Genomic DNA, 24559 nt, shown 5'->3' on the forward strand with positions numbered 1-24559 from the left:
ATCACGGGTTTGATGGACGGGCGTGAATCTCGCGCAACGCCGGCGCTCTGCGCTTGGGCTCAAAGCGTTGGATGCGGCCCACCAGCAGCCAGTAACTCGCCACGGCAACTACACCGTGCAAGCCCACAAACACCAAGGCTTGGTGGAACGAACCCGTCGTGCCCAGGATGTACCCAATCACGACGGGCGTAGTGATGCCCGCCGTGTTCCCGACCGCATTGAACACGCCGCCAGTCAAACCGATCATCGACTTGGGCGCAGTATCGGCCACCACCGTCCAGCCCAATGATCCGAAGCCCTTGCCAAAGAAGGCCAGCGACATCAGCGCCACCACGATCCAGTCGGTATCAACGTAGTTGCAGCCGATCATGACCGAGGTCAGCAGCAGGCCGATGGTGATGGGCACCTTGCGCGCAATCGTCAGTGACTGCGTGCGCTTGAGCAGCCAGTCCGACACAAATCCCGTCAGCACGCCACCCACGCAGCCGGCGATGGCCGGCAACGACGCCACAAATCCCGCTGTCAGAATGCTCATGCCGCGCTCTTTCACAAGATAGGTCGGAAACCACGACACGAAGAACCAGGTGATGGCGGTAATGCAATACTGCGCCAGGAAAATGCCCGTCAACATCCTGCTGCGGAATAGATCAAGCAGGTTGGGCGTGCGCTGCACCATGCCGTCCGCATCGGGCTGCACATCGCCGTCCGTGGATGGGGCCACGCCATGGGCCGGCAGATCAACGAGTGCGCCGCCGTTGCGCATCAATTCCAATTCCTGGGCGGTGAGCTTGGGGTGTTCGGTTGGAACCTGATAGGCACGCCACCACAGCAGCGCCAGCAACAAGCCCAGCGCGCCCATGACCGAGAACACATGTTCCCAGCCGAACATATGGTCCAACCAGCCCATCAACGGCGTGAACAGGGCCAACGACAGATACTGCGCACTGTTGAAGATGGCGCCGGCCACGCCGCGCTCCTGCGCGGGAAACCAAGCGGCGATCACACGGCCCGAGGCCGGACCCACCGGGGCCTCGAACGTGCCCAGCAGAAAGCGCAGAACCAGCAACGCGGCGAACGCGGAAGCAAACCATCCGGCGGCGCCCATGAACATCGTGCACGCCGACCACAGCACCAGGCCGCCCAGTACGGTGCGCTTGGCGCCGAGCCTGTCGACCAGCCACCCCGCAGGAACATGTGCCAGCACATAGGCCCATGCGAAAGACGAGAACAACCATCCCATCTGCACAGGAGACAGACCCAGCTCCTTGGACATGCCTGAACCAGCGACAGACAAGGTCGCGCGATCGCCCGTGCTAAAGGCAAGTACGATCGTGATCAAAGCGAGAATGAGAAAGCGCTGGCGCGCACGCAACATGTCTAGGTCTCCAGATTATTTTTGTTGGGGGCAGACCGTGCGCATTGCGGGAAATGCACACCGCGCAGGACCGCGCCCGGTGCTAGGTTCAGAGTGTGTACCGACGCCTCCACGCGCTCAAGGCGGCGCGCGGGCGATCAGGTGCCTTTGTCTCAGACTCTGGAATTGAGCAGGAAGAACTCAAAAAATATCTGGCTCGCCGGCGCATTCGCCGGCCTGCGCCAGCAGCACATCCATGTCGCAGCCTTGATCCGCTTGCAGGATGTGGTCGGTGAACATCTTGCCGTAGCCTCTGCCGAATCGGGCGGGCGGCGCGTGCCATTGCGCACGCCTGCGAGACAATTCGTCGTCGCTGACTTCCAGCCGGATCTGTCGCCCTGGCACATCAATGGCAATGATGTCGCCCGCCTGCACCAGTGCCAGCGGGCCGCCCACATACGCTTCGGGCGCCACATGCAAGACGCATGCGCCATAGCTGGTGCCGCTCATGCGCGCGTCGCTGATGCGCAGCATGTCGCGCACGCCTTGCCTGACCAGCTTCAGGGGCACGGGGATCATGCCCCATTCAGGCATGCCCGGACCGCCCTTCGGGCCTGCATTGCGAAGCACGATCACATGGTTTTCCGTGACGTCCGCGTCCGGATCGTCCAGCATCCGCTTCAGACTGGGGTAGTCGTCGTACACCAACGCCGGGCCGCGATGGTTCAGATACTTCGGACTCATCGCACTGGGCTTGATCACGCATCCATCTGGCGCAAGGTTGCCGCGCAGCACGGACAGCGCGCCCTCCGCATAGACGGGCCGCTCCAGCGGACGAATCACCTCGTCATTGAAGACTTGAGCCGAGGAAAGGTTAACGCGCAGGCTCTGACCTGTGACGGTCAGCGCGTCCAGATCCAGGTGCGCTTGCAGCCGCGACATCAATACGGGCAAGCCGCCTGCAAAGTAAAAATCCGCCATCAGATAGGGGCTGTCGCCGTTGGGGCGGATGTTCGCAATCACGGGTACTTGGCGGCTGATGCGGTCAAAATCATCCAGGCCCACATCCATGTGTCCAGCGCGCCGCGTCCACCGCCGGGATGCAGGACGCGCCGGGTAACGCCATCCCCAAAGCCTCTGCGATCGCGGTCATGGTACTGGCGGTTCCCATCGTCATGCAGGTGCCCGGGCTGCGTGCAATGCCGCTGATAATGCCGTCCCACTCTGCTTCGGTAATAAGTCCGGCACGGCGATCGTCCCAGAACTTGAACGCATCCGATCCCGAGCCTAACGTCTTGCCGCGAGAATGGCCACGCAGCATGGGACCCGCGGGCAGGAACACCGCAGGCACGCCGGCGCTGATGGCGCCAAGCAGCGTCGCCGGCGTCGTTTTGTCGCAACCGCCCATCAGCACCACGGCGTCAACCGGATAGCACCGAATCATTTCTTCGATTTCCATCGCCATCAGATTGCGGTAGAGCAGCGCCGAGGGCTTGACCAGCGCATCATTCAGCGACATGGCGGGCATCTCCAACGGAAAGCCGCCTGCCTGCAAGACCCCCCGTTTGACGTCATCGACGCGCTGCCGAAAGTGCATATGGCAGGGGTTGAACTCCGACCAGCTATTGATAATGGCGACGATCGGTTTGCCTTCCCAATCTTTTCGCTCGAAGCCCATTTGCATGAACCGGCTATGGTGGTTGAAGGTTCGGAAATCATCGTTCGCGAGCCACCGCTGGCTGCGCAACTTTCTGGCTTCGGCCATGGCGATTCAGCGCCCCGGCGGCGACCACACGCCGGCGGCCTGCAACAGGCCGCGCGTGTAGCCCAGCGCGAACGCCATGAAACGTTCCCGCCCTTCATCGATGTCGGAGACGGGCACGTGATCGGGACACAACGGCCCGGCGTACCCTCCGCGTTGGTACGCCTTCACGGCCTCCAGCATGTCGACATCACCCTCGTCAGGAAAGACCTCTTGAAAATCCAGGTAGCCGCCCCGGATATTGCGGAAATGGACCATGAAGATGCGGCCGGTGGAGGCGAACTCTTCGATCACGGGGATCATGTGCCTGGCGGGCTCCTTGAACATCTCGGCAACCGTTCCCTGGCAGAAATTGAGCCCGTGGTTCTTGCTGGGAGACAAGGCCAGGAAGCGGCGCAAGCCGTCGGCCGACCCGACTACATGCTCAACCCCGTTTAGGCCCCCGACCGGGTACGCCGGATCGTGCGGATGGCAGGCCAGCCGCACACCGGCCTTGTCCGCCGCAGGCACCAAGCCTTCAACCAGGAATTCGATGGCGTCCCAGCCAGCCTGCTCGGTCACCGGCGGCACTACACGCGCCATCTTCTGGCCGCACAGCAGCGCCGACTCCGACCCGCCTTCCTCTTGATTGCTGGGATACCCGACGCCCCAGTAGGAGTGCTTGCGTTCGTTTTCTGGCGAGTATTCCCGGTAGACAAATCCGGAGTTCCGGGCGCCGCCGCGCCCGGGCTTCAACCCCGTGCGCGTGATGCCTACCATTTGGACGTTGTACTTAAGACAAGTGATGCCCGCATCCGCCGCCTTCTGGATGTTGTCGGCCAGGGTTGCGCGCTGCCGCTTGGCGCTATCCATGTCGATCATCGAATCCAGAAGAATGGAACCCACATCCAATGCAAAGACATCCAGCTTCAGGCCAAAACCTTCAACCCATTGTCGATAGGCGGCGAGCTTGGCGGCGTCCCATTTGCTGACACCGCCGCGGGCTGACACGAGCTCGGTGCCACGGTTGTCGAGCACGACGCTTTGAACGCCGAGTTGAGTCGATAAGCGCAGTCGGCGCTCATCAGGATTGAGCAGTTGCTCGCTGATATACATGGCGTCTCCAGAATTCCAACCCCGTCCAACACAAAATAGACACGTGTTCATTCTGTGGCGGCAGCGCCTGGGTGATCAAGCAGGGAAGTGTTCGGCGCCCGGCTCATGGGGGCCGGAATCTCAAATGGTGGAACGCGAGTGACAATTGGCGGCCTAGTCTGGCCATCGTCCAGCCGAACCCCGAATATGTAACAGCCGTCCCTCCCCCCTTGAACCCTGCAACATCATCCCTATAATTAGCACTCGACACCGGTGAGTGCTAACAGCCCTCCCGGGGCTAACCGATCATTCACTTTCAATCAAGTAAACAGGAGTTCCTCATGGCCTTGCGTCCCCTGGGCGATCGCGTGATCGTCAAACGCCTCGAAAACGAGCGCAAGACTGCCTCGGGCATCGTCATCCCCGACAGCGCCGCTGAAAAGCCTGATCAGGGCGAAGTCGTGGCCGTCGGCCCCGGCAAGAAGACCGAAGACGGCAAGATCCTGCCGGTCGACCTGAAGGCTGGCGACAAGGTTCTGTTCGGCAAGTACGCCGGCCAGTCCGTGAAGGTTGATGGCGAAGAACTGCTCGTCATCCGCGAGGACGAAATCCTCGCCGTGGTTCAGTAAACCCCGCCTCAAACGAATTTTCGAAGGAAGCTAAGAAATGGCTGCCAAGCAAGTATTGTTCGGTGACGACGCCCGTGTGCGTATCGTCCGCGGCGTGAACGTTCTCGCCAACGCTGTTAAGACCACCCTGGGCCCCAAGGGTCGCAACGTCGTGCTGGAGCGCTCGTTCGGCGCCCCGACCGTGACCAAGGACGGCGTGTCCGTCGCCAAGGAAATCGAACTGAAGGACAAGTTCGAGAACATCGGCGCACAACTGGTCAAGGACGTTGCCTCCAAGACCTCCGACAACGCCGGTGACGGCACCACGACCGCCACCGTGCTGGCTCAAGCCATCGTCATGGAAGGCCTGAAGTACGTTGCCGCCGGTTTCAACCCGATCGACCTGAAGCGCGGCATCGACAAGGCTGTCGCCGCTGCCGTGGCTGAACTGAAGAAGCAATCCAAGCCGGTCACGACCAGCAAGGAAATCGCTCAAGTCGGTTCCATCTCGGCCAACAGCGATGCCTCCATCGGCCAGATCATCGCTGACGCGATGGACAAGGTTGGCAAGGAAGGCGTCATCACCGTCGAAGACGGCAAGTCGCTGGAAAACGAGCTGGACGTCGTCGAAGGCATGCAATTCGACCGCGGCTATCTGTCGCCCTACTTCATCAACAGCCCGGAAAAGCAAGTTGCCGTGCTGGAAGATCCGTTTGTCCTGATTTTCGACAAGAAGATCAGCAACATCCGTGACCTGCTGCCCGTGCTGGAACAAGTTGCCAAGTCGAGCCGTCCCCTGCTGATCATTGCAGAAGACGTCGAAGGCGAAGCGCTGGCCACCCTGGTTGTGAACAACATCCGTGGCATCCTGAAGACCACCGCCGTTAAGGCTCCGGGCTTCGGCGACCGCCGCAAGGCCATGCTGGAAGACATCGCCATCCTGACGGGCGGCACGGTGATCTCCGAAGAAACCGGCATGTCGCTGGAAAAGGCCGGCCTGGCTGAACTGGGCCAAGCCAAGCGCATCGAAGTGGGCAAGGAAAACACGACGATCATCGACGGCGCTGGCGACAGCAAGTCGATCGAGGCTCGCGTCAAGCAAGTCCGTATCCAGATCGAAGAAGCCACGTCCGACTACGACCGTGAAAAGCTGCAAGAACGCGTGGCCAAGCTGGCCGGCGGCGTTGCCGTGATTCGCGTTGGCGCTGCCACCGAAGTCGAAATGAAGGAAAAGAAGGCTCGCGTCGAAGACGCCCTGCACGCTACCCGCGCCGCAGTGGAAGAAGGCGTTGTGGCTGGTGGCGGTGTCGCACTGCTGCGCGCCAAGCAAGCCATTGCTGAACTGAAGGGCGACACGCCTGACCAGAACGCCGGTATCAAGCTGATCCTGCGTGCTGTGGAAGAACCGCTGCGCACCATCGTCACGAACGCCGGCGAAGAAGCCAGCGTCGTGGTCAGCAACGTGCTGAACGGCAAGGGCAACTACGGCTACAACGCTGCAACCGGCGAGTACACCGACCTGGTCGAGCAAGGCGTTCTGGATCCCACCAAGGTGACCCGCACCGCCCTGCAAAACGCTGCCTCCGTCGCCAGCCTGCTGCTGACGGCTGAAGCCGCCGTGGTCGAACTGGCCGAAGACAAGCCCGCTGCCCCGGCCATGCCGGGTGGCATGGGCGGCATGGGCGGCATGGACTTCTAAGTCCCGCTTTCCTTGCACGGCCTCCCCGGCGTCAAAACCGGGGAATGCAGTATCTGAAAAACCCCCGGACCTTCGCCCCGGGGGTTTTTCTTTTTGTGCGTCCATCTTTTTGTGCGCTCCTGCCCGCTACCGACGGCGGATTCGGCGGCCGGCCACCGCACACATTGCCTGTTGTTTCCAACGCACCCGTTATCGCCCGGCGCGAACACGTTTGCGCACAAACTCGCGGTTTCCCCCAGTCGCATGCGTCCCTACAATGAAGATTCCTTCGCCCACGCCGCCCAGCCCTATGCGCCTACCCCAGAGCCTGCGAGCCTTGCGTCCGTCCGAGATCGGCGGGCTGCTGATGGACTCCGCCAACCAGTGGTCAAACCACCGCGCCTCCAGCAAGGGCGCCGCGCTGGCGTTGTACATGGTGTTTTCATTGGCGCCGATGCTGATCCTGGTGATCGCCGTGGCCGGCGCGTTTTATGGCGAAGACGCGGTACGGTCAGAGCTTTTCTTGCAGATGCGCGACCTGACCGGCGAACGCGGCGCGGAAGTCATCCAGACGGTGTTGGCCAGCGCGCATGAATCCGGCGGCGGGTGGATCGCCGCGCTGATTTCCATTTTTGTGCTGATCTTCAGCGCCACCACCGCCTTTGCCGAACTGAAGGCCAGCCTGGACGATTTGTGGGAAGTGCCCGCCAACCAGAAGGGCGGCATCCAGGGCATGGTGCGCAGCCGCATGCTGTCGTTTGGCCTGGTGCTGGTGCTGGCGCTGTTCCTGTTGGTGTCGTTGACGGTGAATGCCGCGCTGGGCGCTGCGCAAAAGCTGTATGGCGACCTGTGGATGGCGTCCACCGTCGCCAGGGTGGTGGATTGGGCATCGACGCTGTTTTCGTTTTCGGTGGTGGTCGCGCTGTTTGCGGTGATCTTCAAGTTGCTGCCCAGCGCAAAGATATCCTGGCGCGACGTGATCCCGGGCGCCATCGTGACGGCCGCACTGTTCCTGGTGGGCAAATGGGGCATCGGGCTGTACCTGAGCCGGGGCGCGGCCGTGTCGGCCTATGGCGCGGCGGGTTCGCTGATCGCCCTGCTGCTGTGGATCTACTATTCCGCGCAGATCTTTTTCTTTGGCGCGGTGTTCACGCGGCAATTCGCGCTGCGCTTCGGCGATGCCGCGAAGCCTGCCGTGTCGGACCCGGCCCCGGCGGCACCCCCGCAACCCTAGACCGGTAGATACAATCGCGTCTACCGCGAGTTCTTCGACGCTGATGGCCCCGCCCGCACACGCGCTGCGGTGCATCCGTTGCCGCACCCGCACTTGCTGATTTCAATCAAGGCGGGCGCCTCCAAGCATGTCGAACTTCCGCATCACGCCCAATGCGCTCAGCCATAAGCTGAAGCTGCATCAATTGCAGATCTTTGAACGCGTGCTGGCGCGCCGGTCGCTGTCGCGCGCGGCCAGCGAACTGCATCTGACCCAGCCCACCGTCACCAAGGCCATCCACGACCTGGAAGCCTTCTTTGGCGCGACCTTGTTCGAACGGTCGAACCGGGGCGTCACGCCCACGGAGCTTGCCCTGGTGCTGGGGCGTCGCGTGCATGCCATGTTGGCCGAGGTGCGCTACATGGCCGACGACATCGACGCGGTACTGGGCGGCGCCAGCGGCCACGTGGTGGTGGGCACGCTGATCGCCGCGTCCGCCAAGCTGCTGCCCGAAGCCATTGCCCGCATGATGACCGACCACCCGGGCATCCAGGTCACCGTGCGCGAAGGGCCGTCGGCCCAGTTGCTGCCCGCGCTGGCCACGGGCGACGTTGACATCGTCGTGGGCAGGTTGCCCGGCGCCGACATGGCGTCGATATCGGGCGTGGCGGTCGACCATCACAAGCTTTATCGCGAAGCGCTGTGCCTGGTGGTCGGCGCGCAGCATCCCATGGCCGCCGCGCAAGAGGTCACGCTGGCGGACCTGGCCGACCACATCTGGATTCTGCCCGCGCCCACCTCGCCCCTGCGCGCTTCGGTTGAGCGCACGTTTTTCGACGCGGGCCTGCGCCTGCCCGCGCGCCACGTGGAATCCCTATCGCTGCTGACCAACATCGGCATCCTGATGCACAGCGACGCGCTGGCGCTGATTCCCTACGACGCGGCAGCGCAGTTCCTGTCCATGGGCTTGCTGGCGCGCCTGCCTACGACGGTGTTCGGAGACTTTGGCGACGTGGGCTATTCCGTGCGCGCCGATCGTCCGATGACGCCCGCTTGCCAGCGGCTGGTGCAGTACCTGCAAGCCATCACGGCGCAGCGCGAACCGGCATCGGCCCGCCGCGAATAACGCGCGAATATCGCGCGAATATCGCGCGGATAACGCGCGCGGGCCAGGCGCGCCCGTTTCCCTACGGGAAACCCCGCGATAGATAAGCCGCATATCCAACCGCGCAATTTCTATTATTCCCTCGGCGCGCTCGCCCCCTAGACTTCATCAAACCAAGCCTCCCCCGGAGATCCTCATGCCCGCCTACGGCCCGCCGTTGAATTTCCAGCGCTGGATCGACGATCACGCGCATCTGCTCAAGCCGCCCGTGGGCAATCAGCAGATCTGGCAAGACGCCGACTTCATCGTCACCGTAGTCGGCGGCCCCAACCACCGCACCGATTATCACGACGACCCGCTGGAAGAATTCTTCTACCAATTTCGCGGCAACGCCTGGTTGTCGCTGTGGGTAGACGGCAAGCCCGAACGCGTGGACTTGAAGGAAGGCGACATCTTCCTGTTGCCGCCGCATGTACGCCATTCGCCGCAACGCCCCGAAGCCGACAGCGCCTGCCTGGTCATTGAACGCCAGCGCCCCGTGGGCCTGCTGGATGGCTTTGAATGGTATTGCCCGCATTGCGGCCACCTGGTGCACCGGGTTCAAGTGCAGTTGAAAAGCATCGTCACCGACCTGCCACCGCTATTCCAGGCGTTCTACGACAGCACCGACAAGCGCACCTGCCCCGGCTGTGGCCAGGTCCATCCCGGCAAAGGCCACGCGCCCGCCGGACAAGCCGTGCCCGCCTAGCACCCCAACTCTTGCGAAGCCGTTATCCATGATTCAGAAAATCGACATGCACGCCCATTTCTTTCCGCCGATCACGCGGCAGGAAGCGGCGGCGCTTGATCCCGTGCACGCGCCCTGGCTGCGCCCGGACGCCGACGGCGCCACCGGCCAGATCATGGCGGGCGATCGCGAGTTCCGACCGGTGGACGCCACGCTGTGGGACCCGGCGCTGCGCATCGAGCAGATGGATCGGCATGGCGTGGACGTGCAGATCCTGTGCGCCACGCCGATCATGTTCGGCTACACCTACCCCGGGCAACTTGCCGCCGAATGGGCGGCCCGCATGAACGACCTGGCGCTGGAACACTGCGCCCATGCGCCCGCGCGCTTGAAAGCGCTGGCGCAGGTGCCGCTGCAAGACCTGGACCTGGCTTGCAAAGAAGCGTCCCGCGCACGCGCCGCCGGCCACCTGGGTGTACAGATCGGCAACCACGTCGGCCCGCGCGACCTGGATGACGACACGCTGGTGCAATTCCTTATCCACTGCGCCAACCACGACATCCCGGTGCTGGTGCACCCGTGGGACATGATGACCGATGGCCGCATGAAGAAATGGATGCTGCCCTGGCTGGTGGCCATGCCCGCCGAAACGCAGCTGGGCATTCTGTCGTTGATTTTGTCCGGCGCCTTCGAACGCATTCCGCGCAGCCTGAAGCTGTGCTTCGCGCACGGCGGCGGCAGCTTCGCGTACCTGCTCGGCCGCGTGGACAACGCCTGGCGGCACCGCGACATCATCCGGCAAGACTGCCCGCGCCTGCCCTCTTCCTATACCGACCGCTTCTACACCGACAGCGCCGTGTTCGACCCGCGTTCGCTGCGCCTGTTGATTGACGTGATGGGCGAAGACCGCGTGCTGCTGGGTTCCGACTACCCCTACCCGCTGGGCGAACAGGAAGTGGGCCGCCTGGTGGCGCACGCGGAACTGGTGCCCGAGGTGCAGCAAAAGATCCTGTTTCGCAACACGATGACGTTTTTTGGATTGCAGCCGTAACCCCTGCGCGGGGCAAGAGACCACGACCGTGACACACGGCAACTCAAGGGAAAAAACATGAAACGCACCACCACACTGGCCGCCGCCGCGGCCCTGGGCCTGGCCCTGTCGGGCGCCGCGATGGCCGACGTGAAGATTGGTTTGTTGACCACATTGACCGGCCCCGGCTCCGTGCTGGGACAGGACCAGCTGGACGGTTTCATGCTGGCCGTGGACCAGGGCGGCGGCAAGCTGGGCGGCGTGCCGGTGCAGGTCATCAAGGAAGACGATCAGTTCAAGCCCGAAGTGGGCGTGCAGGCCGCGCGCAAGCTGGTGCAAAGCGACAAGGTGCCGATCATTACCGGCGTGGTGTATTCCAACGTGATGCTGGCCGTGGTACGGCCCGTCACCAGCGCGGGCGTGTTCCTGGTGGGGTCCAACGCGGGGCCAACCAACCTGGCTGGCAAGGACTGTTCGCCCTATTTCTTTTCCACGTCCTGGAACAACACGCAGCGCCATGAAGGCAGCGGCGAAATGGCCAACCAGATGGGGTTCAAGAAGGTCTACCTGCTTGCCCCCAACTACCAGGCGGGCAAGGACGCGATGGCCGGTTTCAAGCGCTTCTACAAAGGCCAGATTGCCAACGAGGTCTTCACCCAGGTCAACCAGCCCGACTACTCGGTAGAGCTGGCGGCGCTGGCCGACGCCAAGCCGGACGCGGCGTATGTGTTCTTTCCTGGCGGCATGGGCGTGAATTTCATCAAGCAGTACCGGCAGGCCGGGCTGTTCGGCAAGATACCGCTGTTGTCGGTGGACACCATCGACGGGGCCACGCTGCCCGCGCTGCAACAGGATGCGCTGGGCGCCGTGACCAACGTGCCGTATTCGCCGGACCTGGACAACGGCGCCAACAAGGCGTTTGCCGCCGCGTTTCGCCAAAAGTACGGACGCGAACCGTCCAGCTATGCGGCGCAATCGTTCGACGCGGCCCAGCTGATCGGCTCGGCGCTAAAGAAAACGGGCGGCAAGGTCGACGATAAGGACGCGTTGCGCAAGGCGCTGGAAGCGGCCGATTTTGCTTCGGTGCGCGGGGAATTCCGCTATCAGCCCAATCACTTTCCGGTGGCCGGATTTTTCCGCGCCGACGTGCAGGCCGGTGCGGACGGCAAGGTGGCGTTCGTGAACAAGGGCCCCATCTTCGCGGACCTGTCCAAAGTGTCCGACCAGTACGCCGCGCAATGCGTAATGAAGTGATGCGCAGGGCCGCGCCGGCCCCGCGCCAAAGGTGACAACCATGTCCGCGACGCTGCTGCTTGTGCAGGCCTTGAACGGCTTGCAGCTTGGCATCCTGCTGTTTCTGCTGGCCGCCGGCCTGACGCTGGTGTTCGGCATCATGAACTTCATCAACCTGGCGCACGGGTCGCTGTACATGATGGGCGCGTTCATCGCGGCCACCGTGTTCCGCCACACCGGGTCATTTCTGCTGGCCGGCGCCGCCGTCATCGCAGGCATGGCGGCGCTGGGTCTGCTGCTGGACCGCATCGCGCTGGCGCGGCTGTATCCGCGCGACCACCTTGACCAGGTGCTGGCCACCTTCGGCTTCATCCTGTTCTTCAATGAGCTGACCCGCATCATCTGGGGCCCCGCGCCCATCAGCATGGGGCTGCCGTCGTGGCTGTCGGGCACCATCGACATCCTGGGCGTGACCTATCCGCTGTACCGCTTTTTGATCATCGTGATGGGCTTGCTGGTGGCCGGCGGCTGCTACGTGCTGATCCACCGCACGCGGCTGGGCATGTTGATCCGCGCGGGTTCCACCGACCGCATGATGGTGGGCGCGCTGGGCGTGAACATTGCGCGGCTGAACACCTTGCTGTTCGTGCTGGGCGCGGTGCTGGCCGGGCTGGCGGGCTTGATGGCAGGCCCGATCCTGTCGGCGCAGACGGGCATGGGCGAACCCATCCTGATCCTGACGCTGGTGGTGATCGTGATCGGCGGCATCGGCTCGGTGCGCGGCGCGTTTCTGGCGGCGTTGATGGTGGGGCTGATCGACACGCTGGGCCGCGCGCTGCTGCCCACCTTGTTGCGCGCCACGCTGCCGCCCGCCGCGGCCAATGCCGCCGGGCCAGCCATTGCGTCCATGCTGATCTACGTGGTGATGGCGCTGGTGCTGGCCATGCGGCCGCAGGGCCTGTTTCCCGTCAAGCATGGATAAGGGGAATCGCATGCACATTCCGTCCGCGCGCTTTCTGGTTGCCACCGCCTTGCTGGTGCTGCTGGCCTTGGTGCCCGCGTACGCCCACTGGCAGGGCGAACCTTTCCTGCTGGCCTTGTTTGGCCGTGTGCTGGTGTACGGCGTGGCGGCGCTGGCCCTGAACCTGTTGCTGGGCTTTGGCGGCATGGTCAGCTTTGGCCATGCGTTGTACCTGGGCCTGGGCGCGTATTCGGTGGGGGTGATGTCGCACTACGGTATCGAAAGCGGCTGGCTGCATCTGGCCGGAGCGCTGGGCGCGTGCGCCGTGGTGGGCTTGATCAGCGGGTTCGTCGTGATGCGCACCTCGGGCATCGCCTTCATCATGATTACGCTGGCGTTCGCGCAGATGTTCTACTTTCTGGCCACAGGGCTGGACGGCTTTGGCGGCGACGACGGCATGTCCTTGTTTGCGGGCAGTGACTTCGGTGCGTTCCGGCTGGATACGCCGCTGGCGCTGTACTACGCGGCTTTCGGCGTGCTGGTGTTGGTGCTGGCGCTGATGCATCGGCTGATCCACGCGCCGTTCGGCATGGCGTTGCGCGGCTGCCAGGCCAACGAACGGCGCATGCGCGCGCTGGGCTTTCCCACGCTGCGCTACCGGCTGGCCGCTTACGTGTTGTCGGCCATGATCTCCGGCGTGGCGGGCGTGCTGCTGGCCAACCTCACGATGTACGTATCGCCGTCCTATCTGGCATGGACCACGTCGGGCGAATTGATTGTGATGGTGGTGCTGGGCGGCATCGGCACGCTGTTCGGCCCCGTTGTCGGCGCGCTGGCCTTCCTGCTGTTGGAAGAAGGGCTGAAGCTGTTGACCGGGCATTGGATGCTGATCATGGGGCTGTTGATCGTGGGCGTGGTGCTCGTGTCGCGGCGCGGCGTGTATGGCAGCTTGCCCGACACGCCCTGGCGTCGCCACCCCGCCGCGCCGCTGGGCCAGCCTTCCGGAGAACCGCAATGAGCGCGCTGCGTGTTGAAAACCTGGTCAAGCGTTATGGCGGATTAACGGTCACCGACAATTTGTCGCTGGACGTGCAAGCGGGCGAATTGCATGCGGTGATCGGCCCGAACGGCGCGGGCAAGACCACGCTGATCGGCCAACTTAGCGGCGAACTTCGGCCCGATGCCGGGCGCGTGATGCTGGATAACCGCGACATTACCCGCATGCCCGTGCACACGCGGGTGCGCCATGGCCTGGCCCGCTCGTATCAGATCACCTCGGTGTTCAAGCCGTTCACCGCTTTGGATAACGTGGCGATGGCAGTGCAGGCGCGGCGTGGCCACAGTTTTCGCTTCTTCAAGCCCGTGCTGGGCACGCCCGCGCTGACGGAGCCGGCCCTCGACGCGCTGGCGCTGGCCGGCTTATCGGCCCGCGCCAACACCCCGGCAGCCGAGCTTGCACATGGCGAACTGCGGCAACTGGAGCTGGCGATGGTGCTGGCGTGCCAGCCGTCGCTGCTGTTGCTGGACGAGCCCATGGCCGGCATGAGCCAACACGAATCCGAAGCCATGACGCGCCTGCTGTTGCAGCTGCGTGGCCGCTACACGATCTTGCTGGTGGAACACGATATGCAAGCCGTCTTCGCGCTGTCAGACCGCATTACGGTACTGGTCTACGGCAGCGCGCTGGCTTGCGGCACGGCCGACCAGATCCGCAACGACCCGCACGTGCGCGAATGCTATCTGGGCAGCGAACGCGCCAGCGCCCGCCGCAAGCAGGAGGCCGCCGCATGAGCCCCCTGCTATCGCTGCGCGGCGTGACGGCGCACTATGGCGCCAGCCAGGCACTGTTCGGCATCGACCTGGACATTGGGCCGGGCCAATTCGTGACGCTGCTGGGCCGCAACGGCATGGGCAAGTCCACCACCGTGAAAACCGTGATGGGCCTGGCGCGCGCCACCACGGGCAGCATTGTTTTTGATGGCCAGGACATCAGCCGACTGCCGTCCTACAAGGTGGCGCAATGCGGCATCGGACTGGTGCCCGAAGGGCGGCATATCTTCCCTAACTTGTCCGTGCGCGAAAACCTGATTGCCACCGCGCACAACCGCCAGGGCCTGGCGCAACCGTGGTCGTTGGACCGCGTGTACGCGCTGTTTCCGCGCTTGGCCGAACGCGCGCGGCATCTGGGCAGCCATTTGTCCGGCGGCGAACAACAGATGCTGGCAATCGGGCGGGCGCTGTTGACCAACCCGCGCTTGCTGATTCTGGATGAAGCCACCGAAGGGCTGGCGCCCGTGGTGCGCGAAGAAATCTGGCAGGCGCTGGACAGCCTGAAGCAGACCGGGCTGGCCGTGCTGTGCATCGACAAGAACCTGGAGCCGCTGCTGGCCACCGCCGACCATCACGCTATTGTCGAAAAGGGCCGCGTGGCGTGGACGGGATCATCGCAAGCGTTTCTGGATGACGAGCCCCGGCTGTTGCAGTACCTGGGGGTGTAGGTCCGCTTGCTCAGACACGTTGCGCGGGCAGCGGCACGCCCAGGCGCAGGCTCCAATCCTGCATCTGCGCCCACAAGGCGGGCGGCACGGGAATGCCGTCTTGCCGGCGCGCGGCCTCGGCCGCCGCTTCAGGGTCGCCCGGCATGCGCGGCGCGCCCGGTTGCGCCGAGAGTTCCATCGCCATTGCCGCCACCACACCCGCCAGCGCCGCGCCACCCGCGAAGCGCTCCGGATCGATCACGATAAAGAACGCACCCAGCTCGCGCGGGCGCTGCAATTGTTCATACATGGGCGAGATATGCGGGCCGAACGGGTTGCCGTTCAACGGGCCGCACAGCAGCTCGATCATCATCGCCAGGCCGTAGCCCTTGTAGCCGTATTCTTCGCCGCCCAACGGCCGCAGGGCGCGCACGGCGTCTGCGTCCGTGCAATCCCGCCCGGCGGCATCAAGCGCCACCCCGGGCGGCAACGCCACGCCATCGCGGCGCGCGTTCATGACGCGGTTCCACGGAATGGCGGTGGTTGCCATGTCCAGACACAAGGGCTGCGCGCCTGCGCGCGGAAACGCCAGCGATATCGGGTTGGTGCCAAAGAACGGCTGATGGCCGCCATGCGGCGCGGCAATCGAATCCGAATGGGTGAACGCAATGCCGATCAAACCTTGCCGTGCCGCCGCGCGGCTGTACAAGCCGACGGCGCCGCAATGCGAAGAATCGCTGACGCCCACGGCGGCGATGCCCGCTTCGCGCGCCAGCTCAATGGCCAGCGCGTTGGCCCGGTGCGCCACGATGATGCCCTGCCCTTGCCCGCCGTGCAGCTGCGCCGTGCCGGGGCCGGTCCGTTCGATGCGAATGGCGGGGCGCGGCACGATCGAGCCGTGCGCGACGCGGTTCAGGTAGTGCGGCAACCGGGCGATGCCGTGCGAATCAATGCCCCACAGGCTGGTCTGCGCCAGGCTGGCCGCCAGGCTGCGCGCGTCTTCATCGCTGAAACCTTGTGCGTGCAGGCAGGCGCTGCCCCAGCGTTCCCATTCATCGGCATCCACTCGGCTTTGCCCAGACATGCGGCGCTCTCCTCAGGTAGCGGCTTGCACGGCGTACAGCACGCCATGCTGGCGCAGGTTTTCCAGATGCGTGCCTAGCGCGGCCACGAAGTCGGGCACGCGGCCCAGGTTGCCGAACACCGGCTTATAGCCCGCCAGCACCATCGCGCGGCGGTGCGCCGATTGCGCGGGCGCGGACGCGCGGGCGGCGACCTCGGCGCGCGACAGCAGCTTGGCAAGCCGCGCGGCCAGCGGGTCGTCGATGGCGTAGCGCCCGCCTTGCTCGTCCTCGCCGCGCAGATAATGCAGCCACGCGGCCACTGCCAGGGATAGGCGCTGGATGTCGTCGCCCGCGCGCAAGCGGTAGCGTATGGTTTCCAGCAGCCGTTGCGGGATTTTTTGCGAGCCGTCCATCGCCACTTGCGGGATTGGATGCGGCAGCGCGGGGTTGGCGACCCGTTCCAGGAAGCGGCGGCGGTATTCCTCCAGCCCGCCGTCCGGAATGCCCTTCAACGTAGGCGCGATTTCCAGCCGCATCATGGCATCCACGAACGCATGCAGCGCGGGCGTCTGCACGGACTCGCTGACCGTCCGGTGCCCCAGCAGCGCGCCCAGGTAGGCGAAGGCGGAATGCGGGCCGTTCACCATTCGCAGCTTCAAGCGTTCGTAGGGCGCGGCGTTACGCACGAAGGTGGCGCCGCCCTGCGTTTCCCAAGCCGGACGGCCGGCGGCGAACTTGTCTTCGATCACCCAATTCAGATAGGGCTCGCCCACCACGGGCCAGGCGTCTTGCACGCCCAGCTTGTCCGCGATGCGCCGACGGTCATCGTCATCCGTGCCCGGCACGATGCGGTCCACCATGGAGTTGGGAAAGGTGCAGTGCTTGTCGATCCAGCCCGTCAGCGCGACGTCCACGCGCAGCGCAAAGGCCAGCACCAGGTTGCGCAGCAGGTCGCCGTTGCCGCGCAGGTTGTCGCAGGACATCAACGTGACGGGCGGCAAGCCGCGCTCGCGGCGCAGCGCCAGGCCATGGACCAGAATGCCGATGGTGCTGCGCGGACGATGCGGGTTTTCAAGGTCGTGCAGGATGTCGGGGTCATCCCAGCGCAGGTGGCCCGTGGCCGGCTCGTGGCTGTAGCCTTTTTCGGTCACGGTCAGGCTGACGATGCGGGTCTGCGGATACGCAATCCGCTCAAGCACGGCGTTGGGGTCTTCTTCGGCCACCATCACGCGCAGCACCGAGCCCACCACACGCAGCTGCTCGCGCGCCTGGCCGTCGGGGCCGCCGTCGCGCAGGGCCAACGTGTACAAGCCGTCTTGGGGCGTCAGCGCATCGCGCGTGTCGGGTCGGCGCAGCGACACGCCCAGAATGCCCCAGCTAAGATCGCCGCTGGCCTCCATGGCCAGGTCCGTCATCACCGCCTGATGCGCGCGATGAAAGGCGCCCAAGCCCAGATGCACGATGCCGGGCGTGAGCCGGCTGCGGTCATAGATGGGTTTTTCCACGTCTGCGGGCAGACGCGGCAACGACTCCGTATTCAAACGTTCAAGCATGGTTGACCAGGGGCGGAAGGCGCCATGCACCTGTCGGGTGACCGGCCAGTCGGCGCGCGGGTGAGGATATCCCCAGACACAGAATTGTTCGATCCCCGGACAGTGACAAAATGCAACACCCCATCATCATGATCCTCGTCGCCGGTATCCGCGGGCCGTTCGCCTACATCACCGCGCCCAGCTGCCACGGCACGAATTCGTTCTGGCCATAGCCGTGTTCTTCGCTGCGGGTGCGCCGCCCCGAAGCGGTTTGCAGCATCAGCTGGAAGATGCGTTCGCCCATCTGCGCCACGCTTTGCGCGCCGTCCACGACTTCGCCGCAATTGATGTCGATATCGTCGGACTGGCGCTGCCACAACGCGGTGTTGGTCGACAGCTTTAACGACGGCGCGGGCGCGCAGCCATACGCCGAGCCGCGCCCGGTGGTAAAGCAGATCAGGTTGGCGCCGCCCGCGACCTGGCCGGTGGCCGATACGGGGTCATAGCCCGGGGTGTCCATGAACACCAGCCCGCGCGAGCGCACGGGCTCGGCGTATTCGAATACGTCGGTCAGGTTGGTGGTGCCGCTTTTAGCGATGGCGCCCAACGACTTTTCCAGAATGGTCGTCAGCCCGCCCGCCTTGTTGCCGGCCGACGGGTTGTTATCCATCTCGGCATCATTGCGGGCGCAGTAGTCTTCCCACCAGCGCACGCGCGCCAGCAGTTTGTCGGCCACGGCCGGGGTTTGCGCGCGACGCGTGAGCAAGTGTTCGCCCCCGTAGATCTCGGGCGTTTCCGACAGGATGGCGGTGCCGCCGTGGCGCACCAGCAGGTCCACGGCGGCGCCCAGCGCGGGGTTGGCGCTGATGCCCGAATAGCCGTCGGAGCCGCCGCATTGCAGGCCCACCGTCAGATGGCTGGCCGGCACGGGCTGGCGCTGCACCTGGTTGGCCTGCTCCAGCATGCGTTCCACCAGTTCGATGCCGCGCGCCACCGTCTTGCGCGTGCCGCCTGTGTCCTGAATATTGAAGGTGTGCAGCAGGCTGCTTTCACGCAGGCCCTCTTGTTCCATCAAGCCGCCGATCTGGTTGGTTTCGCAGCCCAGCCCCACCACCATCAGCCCGCCGAAGTTGGCATGGCGTGCATAGCCGCCCAGGGTCCTGCGCAGCACCTTCAAGGGTTCGCCCTCGCTGCCGGTCGCGCAGCCGGCGCCGTGCGTCAGCGCCACCACGCCGTCCACGTTCGGACAGGCGGCCAGCGCATCGGGATGGATGTCGCGGCGGAAGTGGTCGGCGATGGCGCGCGCCACCGTGGCCGAACAGTTCACGCTGGTCAGGATGCCGATGTAATTGCGCGTGGCGATGCGGCCGTCGGCGCGCACGATGCCATCGAAGGTGGCGGGTTCGGCCACGTACTCGGTGGGGTGCGCGCCCTGTCCCACGGCGTAGTCGCGCTGGAACGCCGAGAATTCCAGGTTCTGCGTGTGGACGTGCTGCCCGGCCGCAATGGGCTGGCGCGCCACGCCGATGATCTGGTTGTACCGGCGCACCGGCTCGCCCGCCGCGATGGCGCGTACGGCCACCTTGTGGCCGGGCGGCACCAGCCCTTGCACCGTCACCCCTTCGCTTTCCAGCCGCGTGCCGCTGACCAGCTGGCGCCGGGCGATCACCACGTTATCCGCCGGGTGGATGCGTATGACGGCCGTATCGTTGTGGGACATGAAGACTCCGGAAAGAAAGGGGTGCGGGTCGGGCGAGCGATCAGCCGTCGATCAAGGCCGGGTCCCAGGCATGCACGCGCTGGCGCTGCTCGCCCAGGCCGGCGATGCCCAGCTTGATCTCGTCGCCCGCCTTCAGGTACACGGGTGCGGGCTTTTGCCCCATGCCCACGCCGGGCGGCGTACCGGTGCTGATCAGGTCGCCCGGATACAGCGTCATGAAGCGGCTGACATACGCCACCAGCTGCGCCACGCCAAACACCATGGTGCGCGTGCTGCCGTTCTGATAGCGCTTGCCGTTCACTTCCAGCCACATCTCCAGGTCTTGCGGGTTGGGAATGTCGTCGGCGGTGGCCAGCCAGGGGCCGATGGGGCCGAAGGTGTCGCAGCCCTTGCCCTTGTCCCAGGTGCCGCCGCGTTCGATCTGGTATTCGCGTTCGGACACGTCGTTGACCACGCAATAGCCGGCCACGTGCTTCATGGCGTCGGCCTCGCTGACGTAGCGCGCCTTTTCGCCGATGACCACGCCCAGCTCGACTTCCCAATCGGTCTTGACGGAATCCTGCGGCAGCACGACGGGGTCGTTGGGACCGACGACGGCGGACGTGGGCTTCATGAAGATGACGGGCTCGGCCGGCACGGGCAGGCCCGATTCGGCGGCGTGGTCGGCGTAGTTCAGGCCGATGCAGATGAACTTGCCCATGCCGCTCCAGGGCGGCGCGATGCGGCCCGGGTTGGCCACCAGCGGCAGCGTGGACGCGTCCAGCGCGCGCAGTTCGGCCAGGCGCGCGGACGTCAGCGTTTGCGCGGTGATGTCGGGCAATACGGAGGACAGGTCGCGCACCTTGCCCTGGTTGTCGATCAGTCCGGGCTTTTCAGAGCCCTTGGGGCCATGGCGCATCAGTTTCATATCGGTTCCTTGTTGCGGAAATGGAAATAGGAAATAGAAATAGGAAATAGGAAAGAGGAAAGCTTCAGTTCGTCCAGCCGCCGTCGATCACCTGGGTGGTGCCCGTGGTGAAGGCGGATTCGTCGCTGGCAAGATACACCGCCAACGCGGCGATTTCATCCGTACGGCCGATGCGGCCCATGGGTTGGCGGGCGGTGAACGCGGCCTGCACGGCGGCAATCGTCTGCCCGCTAGCCGCGGCCTGCGCTTCAATGCGCTGGTGCAGCGACGGGGATTCGACGGTGCCCGGGCAGATGGCATTGCAGCGGATGCCTTGCGCCACGAAGTCGGCCGCCACCGCCTTGGTCAGCCCGATGACGGCGGCCTTGGTGGCGCCGTACGCACAGCGGTTGGGCGCGCCCTTGATGCTGCCGGCCACCGACGCCATGTTCACGATGGAACCGCCGCCGCGCGCCAGCATGCCCGGCAGGCACGCGCGGATCAGCCGGTACATGGACCGCACGTTCAGGTTGAATGAAAAGTCCCACGCGTCCTCGTCGCAGTCCAGGATGGTGCCGGCGTGCACGAAGCCCGCGCCGTTGAACAACACGTTGACCGGCCCCGCGTCTTGCGCCAGCGCGGTGATGGCGCGCCCGTCGGTCACGTCCACCACTTGCGTGCGGCAGCCCGACAGCGTCTGTAGCGCGGCCGCGTTGATGTCCACGGCCAGCACGTTGGCGCCTTCTCGCACAAACGCCTCGGCCACGGCGCGGCCGATGCCCTGGCCGGCGGCGGTGACGATGGCGGTCTTGCCTTGCAGTCTTTCCGACATGAGTGCGTCCTTTTTTATTTGCCGGCCATGCCCATTGCGGTGGGCAGCCACAGGGTGATCTGGGGGATGTAGGTAATGGCGATCAGCGCCACGAACAGCGGCACCAGCCACGGCAGGATGGCCATGGTGGTGCGTTCAACGGACAGCCGCGCCACGCGCGCCAGCACGAACAGCACCATGCCCATGGGTGGATGCAGCAAGCCGATCATCAGGTTCAGCGTCATGATCAAACCGAAGTGAATCGGGTCGATGCCCAGCTTGAGCACGATGGGCAGCAGGATGGGCACCAGGATCGTGATGGCGGCGATGGTGTCGATGAAGCAGCCCACGATCAGGATCAACACGTTGGCCATCAGCAGGAACACCCACTTGTTCTGCGTCACGCTGAGGATGGCGTCGGTCAGCGCCTGCGCCGCTTGCGTGGTCGTCAGCAACCATGCAAACACCGACGCGGCCGTCACGATGAACAGCACGGATGCCGTGGTCTCGATGGTGTCGAACGTGGCCTTGGCCAGCGTGCGCAGCGTCATCGAGCGGTAGCGCACCAGGCCCAGGAACAGCGCCCAGATCACCGCCGCCACGGCTGCTTCGGTAGGCGTGAACCAGCCCAGCGTCATGCCGCCGATCAGGATCACGGGCGCCATCAACGCCATCACCGCCGAAAAGTTGAAGCGCCAGTCCAGCACCAGCAATGCCACGAATGAAATTCCCGTGGCCACGTTGGGCGACACGCCGGCCAGCGTCATCAGCCAGATCGAAAAAGGAAACGCCAGCACGATCAGCACTTCCAGCCCGGCGCCGGCCAACCGCTTCCAGTTGAAGGCGACGTCGCCGCCCCAGTTGTTGCGGCGCGCGTAGTACGCCACGGTCAGCATCATCAATATCGTCAACACGGCGCCCGGAATCAGGCCCGCCAGGAACAGCGACCCAATCGACACGTTGGCCATCATGCCGTAGATGACAAACGGCAAGGACGGCGGAATGATGGGGCCCAGCGTGGCCGACGCGGCGGTCACGCCCACGGCGAATTCGGTTTCGTAGCCATGGTCTTTCATGGCCTTGATTTCGATGGTGCCCAGGCCCGCCGCGTCGGCGATGGCGGTGCCCGACATGCCGGCGAAGACGACCGAGCCGATGATGTTGACCTGCCCCAACCCGCCGCGCATCCAGCCCACCAGCGCCACCGCGAAGTTGTAGATGCGGCCGGTGATGCCGGCAATGTTCATCAGGTTGCCGGCCAGGATGAAGAACGGCACGGCCAGCAGCGGAAACGACTCCACGCCGGCGATCATGCGCTGCGCCACCACCACGTCGGGCACGCTGCCCGAGATCAGCACGAACAACAGCGACGCGCCCGCCATGGACACCGCCACCGGCAGGCCCAGAATCATCAACAGCAGAAAGGTTCCAATCAATGTGCCCATGGCATGCTCCTGGAAAGGCACTGCAACGTCATAGGGGCCAAGCCCCGGCGTTTCGGATCAATCCTGCGACTCGTAGGCCGCGGGATTTTCCAGGATGGAATAGCCTTGTCGCCAGTTCTGCACGGACACCTGCATCGACCGCACGAACATCATGGCAAAGCCCGCCAGGGCCAGCCAGTACACATAGGACTTGTTCCAGAACAGCGTGGTCATGGGCTCGTCGCCCACCAGCACGATGTAGCGATACGTGAGCCACACGGCATAGCCGAAGAACACGGTGCGCAGGATGTCGATGACGGTGGCCAGCACGCGCCCCACCGGCTTGGGCAAGTAGCGGTAAAGGAAGTCGACCTGAATGTGGCGGCAGGCGCGCACGCACATGGCGGCGCCCAGAAACACCACGCCGATCAGGCAGTACACCGCCAATTCCTCGGTCCACGCGAACGAATCGTTCAACACGTAGCGGGAAAAAAATTGCAGAAAGACCAGGCCGGACATTACCCAGAAAATGCCCAGGCAGATCCAGTCTTCCGGCTGATAGCCTGCCAGGCTGACTTCGTGCTGGTCGGCCTCTTCGAAGCTATGGACGATGTCGTCCACGCTGGTCTGGTGCGGGCCGGAAGATGACGTTGCGTGGCTGTGCGGCGGCGTCGGGCCGTGGCTTACGGCCGCCATCGGCGCCGCTTTCGCGTTGGAGTGCATGACGTTCCCCTGATCGGAATGGGTAAGGTGGGGCGGGCCGGCAAGGCCCGCCCACGCGGGCGCTTACCGGGGGCCTACCCGGACTTACTTCACCGCCTGGATCTTTTCCCAATCCGATTTCTGATAGCCGTACTGCTCGAACGGCACCTTCTCCAGCACGGTCTTGCGGAAGTCGTCGATGTTGACTTCGGCCACGTTCAGACCGCGTTTCTTGAACACTTCAACCATCTTCTTTTCGCTGGCGGCCACTTCGGCCGACGCCTTTTCGGCCGCCTGCTGCGAGACCTCGGCGAAGATCTTCTTGTCTTCGTCGGACAGGCTCTTCCACAGCTTGCCCGAGATCACCGTGTTCAGGTGATCGACGATGTGGCCGGTCAGCACGATGTTCTTCTGCACCTCGTAGAACTTCTTGGCCTCGATGGTGGTCAGCGGGTTCTCCTGTGCTTCCACGGTGCCGTTCTGCAAGGCCAGGTAGACCTCGGCGAATGCAATGGGCGCGGTGTTGGCGCCACAGGCACGCGGCATGGCCAGGTAGGCGGCCACGTCGGGCACGCGGATCTTCATGCCCTTCATTTCAGAGCACTTGGTGAAGGCGCGGTTGGACGTGGTCTGGCGCGTGCCGTAGTAGGTGGTGGCGACGATGTGGTTGCCGCTTTTCTGGTCGTAGCCGCCCGTCAGCTCTTTGTAGATGTCGCTTTTGGTGTAGGCGATCAGGTGCTCGGGGTTGCGGAAGGTGTAGGGGTAGTAGGTGACGCCGATGCGCGGGAAGCTCTTGGCGGCGAAGCTGGAGCCGGAAATGATCATGTCCACCGTGCCCAGGGTGAGGCCCTGGTTGATGTCGTTTTCCTTGCCCAGCTGAGAGGCGGGATAGACGTCGATGTGATAGCGGCCGTTGGTGCGTTTTTCGATTTCCTGAGCCGCCCACACCGACGAGGTATGGAAGGGTTCGGACGTCTCGTACACATGCGCCCATTTCAACTTGGTTTGCGCCAGCGCGCTGCCACTGACGGCCAGCGCGACGGCGGCAAACAGCACTTTGATAGCGTTGCCTTTATTCATGTTGTCTCCTCTCTTTGAGGTAGCGGGCGCGGCGCAGGATGGGGTGGCCGACCCGCCTTATGTTTCACATCGGAATTTCACATACGTGGTGCACCTTGGTACTGCGACTGCGACTGTG

Annotated in this window: 21 protein-coding genes and 1 pseudogene; 11 read left to right on the forward strand and 11 right to left on the reverse strand. The window is 64.4% G+C overall.

The window, feature by feature from the left end; translation table 11 throughout:
- Position 1: 1 nt before the first annotated feature.
- The 3 genes and pseudogenes from AC0Z35_RS02985 to AC0Z35_RS02995 form a co-directional block, all read right to left on the reverse strand.
- On the reverse strand, positions 2–1375 hold the full coding sequence (locus tag AC0Z35_RS02985) for an MFS transporter (protein ID WP_219991102.1): 1374 nt from the start codon (positions 1373–1375) through the stop codon (positions 2–4).
- 180 nt (positions 1376–1555) lie between these two features.
- Positions 1556–3119, reverse strand: a pseudogene (locus AC0Z35_RS02990) (dihydroxy-acid dehydratase domain-containing protein).
- A gap of 6 nt (positions 3120–3125) precedes the next feature.
- Entirely contained in the window at positions 3126–4211 is a 1086-nt protein-coding gene (locus AC0Z35_RS02995) for a mannonate dehydratase (protein WP_485131397.1), read from the reverse strand.
- A 320-nt stretch (positions 4212–4531) separates the two neighbouring features.
- Here AC0Z35_RS02995 and groES point away from each other — a divergent pair, with 320 nt between their 5' ends.
- The 11 genes from groES to AC0Z35_RS03050 all read left to right on the forward strand — a co-directional run bounded on the left by groES (position 4532) and on the right by AC0Z35_RS03050 (position 15243).
- Positions 4532–4819, forward strand: a complete 288-nt coding sequence (gene groES / locus AC0Z35_RS03000; protein WP_006221616.1) for a co-chaperone GroES — start codon at positions 4532–4534, stop codon at positions 4817–4819.
- 37 nt (positions 4820–4856) lie between these two features.
- Complete coding sequence (groL, locus tag AC0Z35_RS03005; RefSeq protein WP_046803791.1) at positions 4857–6497, forward strand: chaperonin GroEL; 1641 nt, start codon at positions 4857–4859, stop codon at positions 6495–6497.
- Between the two features lie 289 nt (positions 6498–6786).
- Entirely contained in the window at positions 6787–7710 is a 924-nt protein-coding gene (locus AC0Z35_RS03010) for a YihY/virulence factor BrkB family protein (RefSeq protein WP_219991103.1), read from the forward strand.
- Between the two features lie 127 nt (positions 7711–7837).
- A complete protein-coding gene (locus tag AC0Z35_RS03015) occupies positions 7838–8815 on the forward strand; it encodes a LysR substrate-binding domain-containing protein (protein ID WP_104142007.1) in 978 nt (325 codons plus the stop codon).
- Between the two features lie 175 nt (positions 8816–8990).
- Complete coding sequence (locus AC0Z35_RS03020; RefSeq protein ID WP_120156957.1) at positions 8991–9542, forward strand: 3-hydroxyanthranilate 3,4-dioxygenase; 552 nt, start codon at positions 8991–8993, stop codon at positions 9540–9542.
- A gap of 28 nt (positions 9543–9570) precedes the next feature.
- Positions 9571–10572 (forward strand): amidohydrolase family protein, encoded by a 1002-nt coding sequence (locus AC0Z35_RS03025; RefSeq protein WP_485131396.1) that lies wholly within the window; start codon positions 9571–9573, stop codon positions 10570–10572.
- Positions 10573–10629: 57 nt separating this feature from the next.
- Entirely contained in the window at positions 10630–11805 is a 1176-nt protein-coding gene (locus tag AC0Z35_RS03030; RefSeq protein ID WP_046803786.1) for an ABC transporter substrate-binding protein, read from the forward strand.
- A 40-nt stretch (positions 11806–11845) separates the two neighbouring features.
- Positions 11846–12766 carry a branched-chain amino acid ABC transporter permease gene (locus AC0Z35_RS03035; protein WP_485131395.1) on the forward strand — a complete coding sequence of 307 codons (921 nt, stop codon included), beginning with the start codon at positions 11846–11848 and terminating at the stop codon, positions 12764–12766.
- Positions 12767–12776: 10 nt separating this feature from the next.
- Positions 12777–13763, forward strand: coding sequence for a branched-chain amino acid ABC transporter permease (locus tag AC0Z35_RS03040; RefSeq protein WP_485131394.1), 987 nt, complete (start codon positions 12777–12779; stop codon positions 13761–13763).
- Positions 13760–14536, forward strand: a complete 777-nt coding sequence (locus tag AC0Z35_RS03045; RefSeq protein ID WP_485131393.1) for an ABC transporter ATP-binding protein — start codon at positions 13760–13762, stop codon at positions 14534–14536. Before AC0Z35_RS03040 ends, AC0Z35_RS03045 begins: the two co-directional genes overlap by 4 nt.
- The gene (locus AC0Z35_RS03050; protein WP_120156962.1) at positions 14533–15243 is read left to right on the forward strand and encodes an ABC transporter ATP-binding protein; all 711 of its coding nucleotides are present in this window, start codon (positions 14533–14535) and stop codon (positions 15241–15243) included. Before AC0Z35_RS03045 ends, AC0Z35_RS03050 begins: the two co-directional genes overlap by 4 nt.
- 10 nt (positions 15244–15253) lie before the next feature.
- Here the strand turns inward: AC0Z35_RS03050 and AC0Z35_RS03055 are convergent, their stop codons facing one another.
- The 8 genes from AC0Z35_RS03055 to AC0Z35_RS03090 form a co-directional block, all read right to left on the reverse strand.
- Complete coding sequence (locus AC0Z35_RS03055; RefSeq protein WP_485131392.1) at positions 15254–16306, reverse strand: Ldh family oxidoreductase; 1053 nt, start codon at positions 16304–16306, stop codon at positions 15254–15256.
- 12 nt (positions 16307–16318) lie between these two features.
- Complete coding sequence (locus AC0Z35_RS03060; protein WP_485131391.1) at positions 16319–17839, reverse strand: mannitol dehydrogenase family protein; 1521 nt, start codon at positions 17837–17839, stop codon at positions 16319–16321.
- Positions 17840–18002: 163 nt separating this feature from the next.
- On the reverse strand, positions 18003–19538 hold the full coding sequence (locus AC0Z35_RS03065) for a UxaA family hydrolase (RefSeq protein ID WP_485131390.1): 1536 nt from the start codon (positions 19536–19538) through the stop codon (positions 18003–18005).
- A 40-nt stretch (positions 19539–19578) separates the two neighbouring features.
- Entirely contained in the window at positions 19579–20445 is an 867-nt protein-coding gene (locus tag AC0Z35_RS03070) for a fumarylacetoacetate hydrolase family protein (protein ID WP_485131389.1), read from the reverse strand.
- Positions 20446–20509: 64 nt separating this feature from the next.
- Complete coding sequence (locus tag AC0Z35_RS03075; protein ID WP_046803777.1) at positions 20510–21256, reverse strand: SDR family oxidoreductase; 747 nt, start codon at positions 21254–21256, stop codon at positions 20510–20512.
- Positions 21257–21270: 14 nt separating this feature from the next.
- Positions 21271–22680, reverse strand: a complete 1410-nt coding sequence (locus AC0Z35_RS03080) for a TRAP transporter large permease (protein ID WP_046803776.1) — start codon at positions 22678–22680, stop codon at positions 21271–21273.
- A gap of 57 nt (positions 22681–22737) precedes the next feature.
- On the reverse strand, positions 22738–23382 hold the full coding sequence (locus AC0Z35_RS03085) for a TRAP transporter small permease (protein WP_205571586.1): 645 nt from the start codon (positions 23380–23382) through the stop codon (positions 22738–22740).
- Positions 23383–23466: 84 nt separating this feature from the next.
- Complete coding sequence (locus tag AC0Z35_RS03090; protein WP_046803775.1) at positions 23467–24441, reverse strand: sialic acid TRAP transporter substrate-binding protein SiaP; 975 nt, start codon at positions 24439–24441, stop codon at positions 23467–23469.
- Between the last annotated feature and the right edge of the window lie 118 nt (positions 24442–24559).

This window comes from Achromobacter sp. 1L-A-4-B-C2 (assembly GCF_057291955.1).

Bases quoted from the DNA above. Each gene is read 5' to 3' on its own strand.
- AC0Z35_RS03020 (WP_120156957.1), top strand. From the start codon at position 8,991: ATGCCCGCCTACGGCCCGCCGTTGAATTTCCAGCGCTGGATCGACGAT.
- AC0Z35_RS03050 (WP_120156962.1), top strand. From the start codon at position 14,533: ATGAGCCCCCTGCTATCGCTGCGCGGCGTGACGGCGCACTATGGCGCC.
- AC0Z35_RS03060 (WP_485131391.1), bottom strand. From the start codon at position 17,839: ATGCTTGAACGTTTGAATACGGAGTCGTTGCCGCGTCTGCCCGCAGAC.
- AC0Z35_RS03090 (WP_046803775.1), bottom strand. From the start codon at position 24,441: ATGAATAAAGGCAACGCTATCAAAGTGCTGTTTGCCGCCGTCGCGCTG.
- groL (WP_046803791.1), top strand. From the start codon at position 4,857: ATGGCTGCCAAGCAAGTATTGTTCGGTGACGACGCCCGTGTGCGTATC.
- AC0Z35_RS03015 (WP_104142007.1), top strand. From the start codon at position 7,838: ATGTCGAACTTCCGCATCACGCCCAATGCGCTCAGCCATAAGCTGAAG.
- groES (WP_006221616.1), top strand. From the start codon at position 4,532: ATGGCCTTGCGTCCCCTGGGCGATCGCGTGATCGTCAAACGCCTCGAA.
- AC0Z35_RS03075 (WP_046803777.1), bottom strand. From the start codon at position 21,256: ATGTCGGAAAGACTGCAAGGCAAGACCGCCATCGTCACCGCCGCCGGC.
- AC0Z35_RS03065 (WP_485131390.1), bottom strand. From the start codon at position 19,538: ATGTCCCACAACGATACGGCCGTCATACGCATCCACCCGGCGGATAAC.
- AC0Z35_RS03055 (WP_485131392.1), bottom strand. From the start codon at position 16,306: ATGTCTGGGCAAAGCCGAGTGGATGCCGATGAATGGGAACGCTGGGGC.
- AC0Z35_RS02985 (WP_219991102.1), bottom strand. From the start codon at position 1,375: ATGTTGCGTGCGCGCCAGCGCTTTCTCATTCTCGCTTTGATCACGATC.
- AC0Z35_RS03035 (WP_485131395.1), top strand. From the start codon at position 11,846: ATGTCCGCGACGCTGCTGCTTGTGCAGGCCTTGAACGGCTTGCAGCTT.
- AC0Z35_RS03070 (WP_485131389.1), bottom strand. From the start codon at position 20,445: ATGAAACTGATGCGCCATGGCCCCAAGGGCTCTGAAAAGCCCGGACTG.
- AC0Z35_RS03025 (WP_485131396.1), top strand. From the start codon at position 9,571: ATGATTCAGAAAATCGACATGCACGCCCATTTCTTTCCGCCGATCACG.
- AC0Z35_RS03085 (WP_205571586.1), bottom strand. From the start codon at position 23,382: ATGCACTCCAACGCGAAAGCGGCGCCGATGGCGGCCGTAAGCCACGGC.
- AC0Z35_RS03030 (WP_046803786.1), top strand. From the start codon at position 10,630: ATGAAACGCACCACCACACTGGCCGCCGCCGCGGCCCTGGGCCTGGCC.
- AC0Z35_RS02995 (WP_485131397.1), bottom strand. From the start codon at position 4,211: ATGTATATCAGCGAGCAACTGCTCAATCCTGATGAGCGCCGACTGCGC.
- AC0Z35_RS03080 (WP_046803776.1), bottom strand. From the start codon at position 22,680: ATGGGCACATTGATTGGAACCTTTCTGCTGTTGATGATTCTGGGCCTG.
- AC0Z35_RS03045 (WP_485131393.1), top strand. From the start codon at position 13,760: ATGAGCGCGCTGCGTGTTGAAAACCTGGTCAAGCGTTATGGCGGATTA.
- AC0Z35_RS03010 (WP_219991103.1), top strand. From the start codon at position 6,787: ATGCGCCTACCCCAGAGCCTGCGAGCCTTGCGTCCGTCCGAGATCGGC.
- AC0Z35_RS03040 (WP_485131394.1), top strand. From the start codon at position 12,777: ATGCACATTCCGTCCGCGCGCTTTCTGGTTGCCACCGCCTTGCTGGTG.